Origin of the sequence: Aeromonas sp. HMWF016 (assembly GCF_963878195.1) — a bacterium.
Lineage (GTDB): Bacteria > Pseudomonadota > Gammaproteobacteria > Enterobacterales > Aeromonadaceae > Aeromonas > Aeromonas lacus.
The window spans coordinates 29,211-38,519 of the sequence record NZ_CAWNWX010000108.1; the positions used below are offsets into that span (position 1 = coordinate 29,211).

Annotated in this window: 12 protein-coding genes; 1 reads left to right on the plus strand and 11 read right to left on the minus strand. The window is 59.9% G+C overall.

The features are described 5' to 3' along the window. The 9 genes from AACS24_RS18185 to AACS24_RS18225 all read right to left on the minus strand — a co-directional run. A partial coding sequence (locus tag AACS24_RS18185; protein ID WP_375124280.1) for a methyl-accepting chemotaxis protein occupies positions 1-1,066 on the minus strand: 1,066 nt, incomplete at its 3' end. Between the two features lie 269 nt (positions 1,067-1,335). Further along, positions 1,336-2,208: a TIGR03899 family protein gene (locus AACS24_RS18190; RefSeq protein WP_043849907.1), complete on the minus strand. Its 873-nt coding sequence runs from the start codon at positions 2,206-2,208 to the stop codon at positions 1,336-1,338. Between the two features lie 104 nt (positions 2,209-2,312). After that, the gene (locus AACS24_RS18195; RefSeq protein ID WP_041210241.1) at positions 2,313-2,792 is read right to left on the minus strand and encodes a DUF3299 domain-containing protein; all 480 of its coding nucleotides are present in this window, start codon (positions 2,790-2,792) and stop codon (positions 2,313-2,315) included. Positions 2,793-2,823: 31 nt separating this feature from the next. Further along, the gene (locus AACS24_RS18200; protein ID WP_108571553.1) at positions 2,824-4,071 is read right to left on the minus strand and encodes an ABC transporter permease; all 1,248 of its coding nucleotides are present in this window, start codon (positions 4,069-4,071) and stop codon (positions 2,824-2,826) included. Next, positions 4,065-4,754 carry an ABC transporter ATP-binding protein gene (locus AACS24_RS18205; protein ID WP_108571554.1) on the minus strand — a complete coding sequence of 230 codons (690 nt, stop codon included), beginning with the start codon at positions 4,752-4,754 and terminating at the stop codon, positions 4,065-4,067. Before AACS24_RS18205 ends, AACS24_RS18200 begins: the two co-directional genes overlap by 7 nt. Positions 4,755-4,758: 4 nt before the next feature. Further along, a complete protein-coding gene (locus AACS24_RS18210; RefSeq protein WP_108571555.1) occupies positions 4,759-5,337 on the minus strand; it encodes a DUF2796 domain-containing protein in 579 nt (192 codons plus the stop codon). 30 nt (positions 5,338-5,367) lie between these two features. Further along, positions 5,368-5,667 carry a DUF2607 family protein gene (locus tag AACS24_RS18215; protein ID WP_042030443.1) on the minus strand — a complete coding sequence of 100 codons (300 nt, stop codon included), beginning with the start codon at positions 5,665-5,667 and terminating at the stop codon, positions 5,368-5,370. 44 nt (positions 5,668-5,711) lie between these two features. Next, a complete protein-coding gene (locus tag AACS24_RS18220; RefSeq protein ID WP_108571556.1) occupies positions 5,712-6,254 on the minus strand; it encodes a YtfJ family protein in 543 nt (180 codons plus the stop codon). A gap of 209 nt (positions 6,255-6,463) precedes the next feature. Then, a complete protein-coding gene (locus AACS24_RS18225; protein ID WP_108571557.1) occupies positions 6,464-7,342 on the minus strand; it encodes a hypothetical protein in 879 nt (292 codons plus the stop codon). Between the two features lie 138 nt (positions 7,343-7,480). Here AACS24_RS18225 and AACS24_RS18230 point away from each other — a divergent pair, with 138 nt between their 5' ends. Next, the gene (locus AACS24_RS18230) at positions 7,481-7,831 is read left to right on the plus strand and encodes a hypothetical protein (RefSeq protein WP_108571558.1); all 351 of its coding nucleotides are present in this window, start codon (positions 7,481-7,483) and stop codon (positions 7,829-7,831) included. Between the two features lie 27 nt (positions 7,832-7,858). Here the strand turns inward: AACS24_RS18230 and ppa are convergent, their stop codons facing one another. Together ppa and AACS24_RS18240 are read right to left on the minus strand one after the other, a co-directional pair. Beyond that, on the minus strand, positions 7,859-8,389 hold the full coding sequence (gene ppa, locus AACS24_RS18235; protein ID WP_005335667.1) for an inorganic diphosphatase: 531 nt from the start codon (positions 8,387-8,389) through the stop codon (positions 7,859-7,861). A 198-nt stretch (positions 8,390-8,587) separates the two neighbouring features. After that, a partial coding sequence (locus AACS24_RS18240) for an HD-GYP domain-containing protein (RefSeq protein WP_146181430.1) occupies positions 8,588-9,309 on the minus strand: 722 nt, incomplete at its 5' end.

Here is a 9,309-nt window from a genome sequence, read left to right on the forward strand (position 1 = left end):
GGATGCCGTCGATATCGCGGCAGTGACCTACCAGCGCGCTGATAACCGTTCTGGAGGTGGTCAGTTCGCTGTTCATGCCGGCAACGGCGGCGACGGTTTCGGTGACGCTGCTGTTGCCGCTCTTGAACAGATCGGCGGTCTCGTCCAGCAGGCTGGAGGAGTCGGTCGAACTCTGCGAAACCTCGCGAATGGACTCGGACATCTCGGTGATGGCGGTCGCCACCTGATTGGTCTCGGCCTGTTGCTGCTGCAGGTTTTCGGTGATGGATTCGGCGTTGCGCAGATCCCCCTCGGCGGCTTGCAGGATCCGGCTGCAGGTCTGCTGGGTGCGGGCCAGCACGGCGTTGAACTCGGCCTGATTCATCACCATCGAGAGCTCGATGGCGGCGATGTTGTCCACCTTGTTGGTGTAGAGCAGCTGCATCAGCGGGTTGTCGAAGCGGCTGCGAGCCATCTTGTTGAGCTTGCCGAGGCGGCGGGAGAGGGCGTTGAGGGTGATGGCGGCCACGGCCAGCGGAATGGCGGCCAGAGCCAGTTGCCAGCCCACGGTATTGGCGTAGCCAAAGCTGAGGATGGCAACCAGGCTCAGCAGCAGGCAGAGGTTGATGGCCAGAGTGTGGGAGAAGGTCGGCATGCGCAGTTGCAGCGGCAGCTTGTTGTTGCGCAGGTCAGCATAGACCTTCTCGGCCCGCTGCTTGATCTCCTCACTCGGCGCGGTGCGCACTGACTGGTACTCGACGACCCGACCATTGGCATCCTTGATCGGGGTGACAAAGGCGCTGACCCAGTAGTGGTCGCCATTTTTGCAGCGGTTCTTCACCGGCCCCATCCAGCTTTTACCTTCTTTGATGTGACCCCACAGGTCGCCAAAGGCCTGTTTCGGCATGTCCGGGTGGCGCACCAGATTGTGGTGTTGTCCCACCAGTTCGTCCAGCTGGAAGCCGGCAATCTCGCAGAACTCGTCATTGGCGTAAGTGATACGACTCTCCAGATCCGTGGTGGAGATGAGGCTCTGGTGTTCCGGATAGAGACGTTCGCGTTGGGTAACCGGTTGATTGACTCTCATGGCGTTGCTCCCGAACTATGGTGGTTGAATTTTGATCTACATCAAAAGTATCTGCAAAGGATGGGCCATGTTCCGTTTTTAATGATTTTTATGTCATTAAAGGGCTGGCGAGCGTGGTGGTGGGGATTTTGTTTTGCAAGTTGCAAAAAATGGGGACGGTGAGGGGGCTCGATCTGCATTTTGCACATCATTTTGAAGATGAGAGCAATGCAGATCGCCCTATTCGCAATGAGGGAGGGGCTACCTCCCCGGGGTGTTTAGGAACGGGTTCAGGGATGGCTTGCGGGAGTTGGCTCGGTGGTGGAGGGGGGCGGCTCGCTCGGTTGTTGCTGCACCTCTATCTGCATCCCTTGCACCAGCACGGTTTTCAGATCCTGCAGGTACTCATCCAGCGGCGCATCGGTGAGCAGCTGGGCCAGCTCGTTACCCACCGGGGTGAGCCGGTAGTAGAGCAGAGTGATGTTGTTCTGCTTGCGCTGCAGCCGCCAGCGCTGGTTGCCAAACTCCAGCTCCACCCCATCGGCGGGCAGCGGGCCGGACTCCAGCTCGCCCTTGTGCAGCAGACCGAGCTCGAACAGCTGCAGCAGGGCGCTGTAGGGGAGGCGATATTTGCCGAGCCCCAGCCGGGTTGCCTTGGCACGGCTCAGCAGACTGGCGCCCTTGTGCAGCCCCAGCAGCAGGCGCTGCTCGTCACTGCCCGCATAGTGGCAGGTGAGGGAGCAGATGCGCTGGAACAGCTGGGCTTCGCGCTGGGTCATCTCCTTCAAGGTAGAGAGCGCCCGAATAGAGAAGCGCCCCGGGGTGGCGACCTCCAGTGCGAAGATCCGCCCCCACAGCTGTTGCATCGGCACCATGCTGATATCTTCCGCCAGCTGCAGGAAACGGGTCAGCCAGTCGCTGTCCATCTCGCCGCCGGCGGCGGTCTCTTCGCAGTGACGGGATGCCATCACCATGATGGCTTCCAGATTGCGCTGGCGGGCGGCCTGATCCGCCAGATGGCGAAAGGTGGCGCGCTGTTCGAAGGTGCTGTCGGTGTTGCGGGTGAGCATGCCGTCGATGCCGCGGCTGCGGGCCAGACGCAGAGTCTGCTCCTGACTGCTCAGGATCGAACTCTCTTTCTTGGGGGGGGGCAGATCGGCCATGCTGACTCCATTCGCACAGGTGCAGGAGGTGAATGTTACTCCAAGCCAAGTTTGAAGATAACAAAGCGGCCTCCGTGGAGGCCGCTTTTTTTGCAAAGAGAGGATTACTCCTCGTAAACGCTCACCTCCACCGCATCCATGGCGTAGGAGGCGGTGGCCATTTCGTGGCTGGAGCTGACTGTGCGCATCTTGCCCTTGACCCAGATGGCGTCCCACAGGTCATCCACTGGCGCCCCCTTGGGGTAGCTCACATAGACCACCTGATTGGTGGGCGGGGGCGGCACGTGGATGCAGGCGCCAAAGTAGGGCACCAGCAGGAAGGCGGTGATCTTCTTGGCATCTCCCTCCAGCGGTACCACGAAGCCCGGCAGCCGCACGTTCTGCTCATTCAGCTTCTTGTTCACGCCACCCACAGGTTGCGGCACCGAGGCAAAGTTGCCGTCATGGTTGATCGGCGGGGGCGGCTGGATCTTCTCCCCTTGCGGGATGAGCACGTCCCAGTCGATGGTCTTGTAATCGTCTGCGGCCATGGCGGGCAGAGCCAGCAGGCTGGCGAGCAGCGCCACTATTTTCCACTTCATCATCTGTCCTTCTGTTTCTATTTTGGGCGTCTCGCTAGACGCGAATACTCATGCCATCGCTCAGGCTGTAGCGGTAGGCGCGGGCGGCGGGGAGCAGGCCGATCACCATGCCCGCCAGCCACACCAGCCCCAGCAACTGCCACTCGTAGGCGCTCGGCAGCCCCAGACTCAGTTGCAGGCCATAGTGGCTGAGCAGCCAGGGGGTAGCAAGCCCCTGCCCGAGATAGAGCACTGCCACCCCGAACGCGATGCCGACGGTGGTCAGCGCCATCGCCTCCAGCGCCAGCAGCAGGAAGATATGGGTGGGGCCGGCACCGAGGGAGCGCAATATGGCGAGCTCGCGGCGCCGTTCGTTAAGCCCGGCCAGCAAGGTGGTCAGCATGCCGATAAGACCCGCCACCACCACGAAACCGGCGATGACCGACAGGGCGGTTTCCGCCACGCTCATCAGGCTCCACAGCTCCTGCAGGGCGGCGCCCGGCAGGATCGCCATCAGTGGCTCTCTGGGATAGGTGTTGATGGTGCGTTGCAGCTGGAACGCCAGAATGCGGTTGCTCAGCCCCACCATAAAGGCGGTGATGGTTTTCGGGGTGAGATCCTGCGCCAGCGCCTGCTCCGGTGTCACGTTCTTGCTGTGGCGACCGGTATCCCAGCCGAGATGGATCGCCTCGATCCCCGCCAGCGGCACATGGATGGTGCGATCGATGGGCGTACCGGTCGGTGCCAGAATGCCCACCACCTTGAACGGCAGGTTGTCGTGCTGGCTGAAGGAGGTGTTGCCAGCGCCGTGGGCGATGACGATGGACTGGCCAAGGTGATAGCCGAGCTTCTCGGCCACCTGAGCGCCGAGTACCGCTTCGAATGGCGTGTCGAATGGTCGCCCCTCGCGCAGCTGCAGCGACTGCTGCTGGCCGTACTTCAGGTGGGTGAAATAGTCGCCATTGGTGCCGAGCACCCGAAATCCCTTGTGGGAGTCACCAAGCGAAAGCGGGATGGTCCAGGCGACGCCCGGTTTCTGCTTGATGGCCTGATAGGAGTCCCATCCCACGTTGTTAGTCGGGTTGCCGATGCGAAACACCGAGTAGAGCAGCAGATTCACCTGACCGGAGCGGGCGCCGACGATGAGATCGGTGCCGGAGACGGTATTGGCAAAACTGTCGCGCGCCTGATTGCGCACCCGCTCCACTCCGAGCAGCAGGGTGACGCTGATGGCGATGGCCAGCAGGGTGAGCCCGGCGGTGAGGCGGCGGGCCCAGAGACTTTGCAGGGCGAGTTTTAGCATGATGCCCTCCGGTTGAGCAGTTGCAGATTTTCAACCCGCGGGAAAAGGGGTTCGAGGTAAGGGTCGTGGCTGACGAAGATGAGGGTCGAACCCTGCTTGTCGCACTCCTCGAACAATAGCTTGATAAAGGCAGCACGGTTGTCGGTGTCGAGGGCCGAGGTGGGCTCGTCGGCGATCACCAGCGGTGGTGAGCCAATCAGCGCCCGCGCGGCGGCAACCCGCTGCTGCTGGCCAATGCTGAGGGCGTGCACGGGACGATGCAGCGCTTCGTCCGGCAGTTGCAGCTCTGCCAGCAGGCGGCTCGCCTCCTGTTGTGGCGTGGCTTGCAGCCGGCTGCGCTTCTCGGGGGAGAAGGTGAGCGCAGCGGTGACGTTATCCAGCACCGAGAGAAATGGCAGCAGGTTGAACTGCTGGAAGATGTAACCGAGATTGGCCGCCCGGAAGTGGTCACGGGCGCGGCCAGAGAGCTGGGCCAGTGGCTGGCCCAGCACCTCCAGGGTGCCGTGGTTGGCGGTCTGGATCCCGGCCAGCAGGCCGAGCAGCGTCGATTTGCCGGAGCCCGACGGCCCCTTGATAAAGACCCGCTCGCCCTTTGCAATGGTCAGGGTGGGCAGGTCGAGTACAACCTCGTGACCCGGCCAGGCAAAGGCCAGATCGCGGATCTCAACCACGGCGTTTTTCATGGCGTTACCAGCTCAGCTTGTTGGCGGACGGGGTCAGTTCGGCTGCGGTCTGGCCGGTGGGCAGGATCCCCTGCACGCTCAGCTTCTCAAGGCTCGGATAGACGCTGAACAGGGTCGCTTCAAGACCGGTGAGTTTGGCCGGGGTGGCGCAGGTGTAGGTATACATGGCGCCCATATCGGCGTGACCCGCTTCGTCATGATCATGGTGGTGCTCATGCTCGCCGCTGGCAGCCTTGTCATGGTCATGGTCATGGTCGTGATCTTCTTTGGCCGTCTGCAGCTCCTGCTGGGTCAGCTTGCAGCCGGCGGCCGGGTCGAAGCGGAACAGGGTGTCAGGCTGCTGGAGGCGGGCGATCGCCTTGGCGTATTGCGCCTTCTCTTCATCGCTCTTGGCTGCGTGCTCAAAGCCCACCAGATCGGCGGCAGGGGCTTGCAGCTCGATCATCAGCTGGTCGCCATCGACCACCAGATTGAGATGGCCGTGGCCATGTTCGTGGGCGCCGTGGCTGTGACTTTCGTGTTCATCGTGATTGGCATGCGCGGCAAAGGTGGCTACCGCCAGCAACAGGGTAACTGCTTTCATCTTGAATCCTTTTAATAACAAAAAGAGAACTTAAACAAAGGGATAGATAAAAGCGGCGAGCGGTGGCGCACGGATTGCGTAGCTGTGGGGCGGGGTGGCATCTGCCGAATGTTGCATGAGCGCAACAACAGGTGTGTCAGCTGTTTTATCAGCGTAACAATATGGGGTAGGGGTGATAGCCTGTTTGCCATCCAGATGGAGGGCGCAGACCAGACAGTGGTGGTTGTCGTGACCGGGCAGGGCGGAGTCAAGCTGATGCCGGGCGAGCAGGGGTTGCAGCAACAACCAGCCCAGCAACACGATCCAGATTTTAAGCTTGATACGACCCATAGACTCTTATGGAAAGGGCGCCATCAGCGCCCTTTCTCTCTGACTTAGAGATGGGACTTGATGAGCCCCATCACGGTTGCGATGTTATTGGCATCGAGCTGGCCATCTTTGGCAAACAGCACCTTGCCCTCTTTATCCACCAGGATGATGGCTGAACTCTCCGGCGCCAGATCCCAGGCGTTGCGGGCCATTCCCTTGGCATCCAGCACGATGGCGGACCAGGGGAACTCTTTCTTGCTGTCCTCGGCACTGCTCGTCACAAAACCGGAGGTGCCCCAGATGGCGTCATTGCTGTTGATGATGGTGACCGTCTGGTACTTGTCATGGGGCAGCTTGGCTGCCTTGATCGCCTCGATCATCGGGGCGTTCAGCTCCTTGGCACTGGAGCGACCCGCAATATGCTGGATCATGAACACCTTGCCGGTGAGCGTCTTGCTCTGCCACGGCTGGTAGCTGATCTCCTTGCCGCTGAGTACCAGCTCACCCTTGTCGCTGATATTGACCAGCGGAACCGGGTTCGCTTCCTTGATGTTGCTGGCGAAGGCGAGGCAGGGCAGCAGCGCCAAAGTAAGTACGAGATGTTTCATCCTGATGACACTCCATTTGTTATGTTATAACGAGTTTCAGATTGAGGGAATGGGCGAGCTTCATCCTAAACTGATCGGATCTGTTTAAAAAGTGTTAAATAGAATCGCAATTCGGAAGTGCCACCACCCCGTCGGTTTGACGAGGTGGGCTAGGATGGCATGACATCGATAAAAATCAATGAATTGGCTGCTGGTCTGAGCTCTCGGGATCAGTAGAGCGGCTGGCTGACGAGGGGGATCCTGGCCAGTGCCATCTGCTGCACCATCAGCGGAGATCCGGTCAGCAATATCTGGCGCTGGTTGTTGATCATCAGGGTATCGCCCTTTAGGCCGCTGTCGGCGGTGATGGCTAGCCAGGCGGGCGAGACGCTGCCGATGCTGATGTCGGGATAGATGATGCTGAGCACATATTGCGGCGCCAGTTCGGCCAGCAGACTTGCCATCAGCAGCGCCTTCTCGTCGCTGTCTGCCTTGTTCTCCTGCAGTGCCTGCAGCGGAGGGGCGAAGTGATCCATCTGCTCGGGCTGGGTCGGGATGGCGTTCAGCCACTCCTGCAGCAGGCTGACGCTGGTTGAGAGATCCTTGGCGGCAAACTGGCGGGCCAGCGGCTTGAGGGAGTCCTTGAAGTGGTAGAAGAGTCGCGAGTAGTCGGGCCGCACGCAGGGCAGCTTGCGATTAGAGGGATGCACGCAGGGCACCACCATCATCTGGTAGAAGGCGTCATCCTGATACTGCTGGTAGGCTTGCCAGAAGAGTTGCGACTCCATGCTGTCATCGTGCAGGGTGAAGGCCTGCTCCAGCGAGCGAAACTTGGTGGCGGTCTCGGGGCTGTACTGATTGATGAGATTGATGCTGTTGTAGAGCCTGGGCCCTATGTAGGCGTACAGGGTCTCCAGCGGCTTGGTGAGGGAGGCATCGAGCAGCTGCATCTCGTGCTGGCTCGCTGCCAGGGTCTGATCATCTGTAGTCAGCTGAAAGTGCTGGTGCTGACCGCCCGGCGATTGCCACTGCCAGCTCATCTTGATCTCGCTGGCATGAACGGTGGTAGAGAGGGTCAAAGCGAGCAACAGCGCGGCGATTGGCTTCATGGCGGTGTTTCCTGCCGGGGATGATAATTAACAACTAGGTGAAGCGGGGCCAGTTTGGCGATGTTTCGTTTTGTGAACCGGATAACAGACTGATGTGGCTTTAAATTTAATTGTGAAAAAAAGTCACGAGGAGGGGTTATGAAGCTGTGGCTCTTGGGATGGTTGGTGGCGGTGAGCCTGCCTGCAGTGGCGGGGCCTGTCATCGTCAGCAAGGGAGATGACGGTATCGATGCCTTTGCCCTGCGCGACAAGCTGGCGCGCGAACATGAGTGGCAGGAGTGGTTGCGCTTCCAGCAGGCTATCAAGTGGCTGGAGGTGCTGCCGGTCAATTGCGAGCTGGTGAGTCAGAAGGAGGGAGGATATCGCTGCGGGAGCGACTACTACCGTCTCTACCAGCAACAAGATGGCCGCGAAATATATATTCAGGGGGATCCTGCTGGCGAAACGCCCCAAAATTTGCCGCAACAACCCACTAAAAAGGCGCCATAAGGCGCCTTCTTTATCTGCAGGTTGCGCTTACTTGGCAGCGTAACGCTCGGCAGAGGTTTTGATCTCGGCTTCGGCTGCGGCCTTGTCGCCCCAACCTTCAACCTTGACCCATTTGCCTGCTTCCAGCTCTTTGTAGCGCTCGAAGAAGTGCTGGATCTGTGCTTTCAGCAGTTCTGGCAGATCGTTCACATCCTGGATGTGGTCGTACTGTTTGGTCAGCTTGGAGTGCGGTACGGCAACGATCTTGGCATCTTCGCCAGATTCGTCGGTCATCTTCAGCACGCCAACCGGACGGCAGCGGATGACGGAGCCTGCCAGCAGCGGGTAGGGGGTCGGAACCAGTACGTCGACGGGGTCACCATCCAGAGAGAGGGTCGCGTTCACATAGCCGTAGTTGCACGGATAGAACATCGGGGTGGACATGAAGCGATCTACAAAAATCGCACCGCTATCCTTGTCGACTTCGTATTTGATCGGGTCGGCATTCTGCGGGATTTCGATGATGACGTAGATATCGTCGGGCAGGCTCTTGCCGGCCGGTACCAGGTTCAGGCTCATGATATTTCCTTGGTTTTAATATCGGGTTTGCAGGCCGACATTATAGCGATGTGATGTTAAATGACCATATTTCAGCGGATATCGCCGCCAAAGAGAGAGGATGTTTATCGCGGGGGGATAGTAGGTGTGCGGTAAATGCAACAAATTGGCAGTTTTCATGCCATACCGGTGGGTTGCGTCACCGGTATGGCATGAGATTCAGAGCGAGTAGGGAAGCCGCGATTCGTTGACTAGTCGGGCTAGAGCAGCCACGACATGGGGGTCAAACTGGGTGCCGGAGCGGGACTGGATGTACTCCATGGTCTGCTCCAGAGTCCAGGGCTCCTTGTAGGGGCGTTTGCTGAGCAGAGCATCGAACACATCGACCACCGCCACAATCCGCGCCGAGAGCGGGATCTGCTGGCCAGCCAGCCGTTCGGGGTAACCCTTGCCGTCAAAATGCTCGTGGTGGCCACGGGCAATCTCGGCTCCGAGCGACAGGTAGCTGGTACCCTCCACCATTTCGCCCGCCTTGTGCAGTATGTTGGCGCCAATGCCGGCATGCTGCTCCATGATGGCCCGCTCGTCGGGATCGAAGCGCCCCGGCTTGTGCAGGATATGGTCCGGTGTGCCCACCTTGCCCACATCGTGCAGGATGGAGGCCATACCGATCATCTCGACAAACTCGGGGGTGAGCTGCTCGGGGTAGGCGGCCATCTGCTGCAGCTCTTCCACCAGGGCATCGGAGAGCTTCTGGACCCGCAAGACGTGTTCGCCGGTGTCCGAGTCGCGGAACTCCGCCAGTGCAGCCAACGCCACAACGGTCGCCTCCTGAGCTCGCAGCAGCTGGTTGTAGAGATAGAGGTTGTCGTAGGCGGCAGAGATACGCTGGCAGAACACATCCAGCAGATCGCACTCGAGGGGATCGAGGGGCTGGGTGG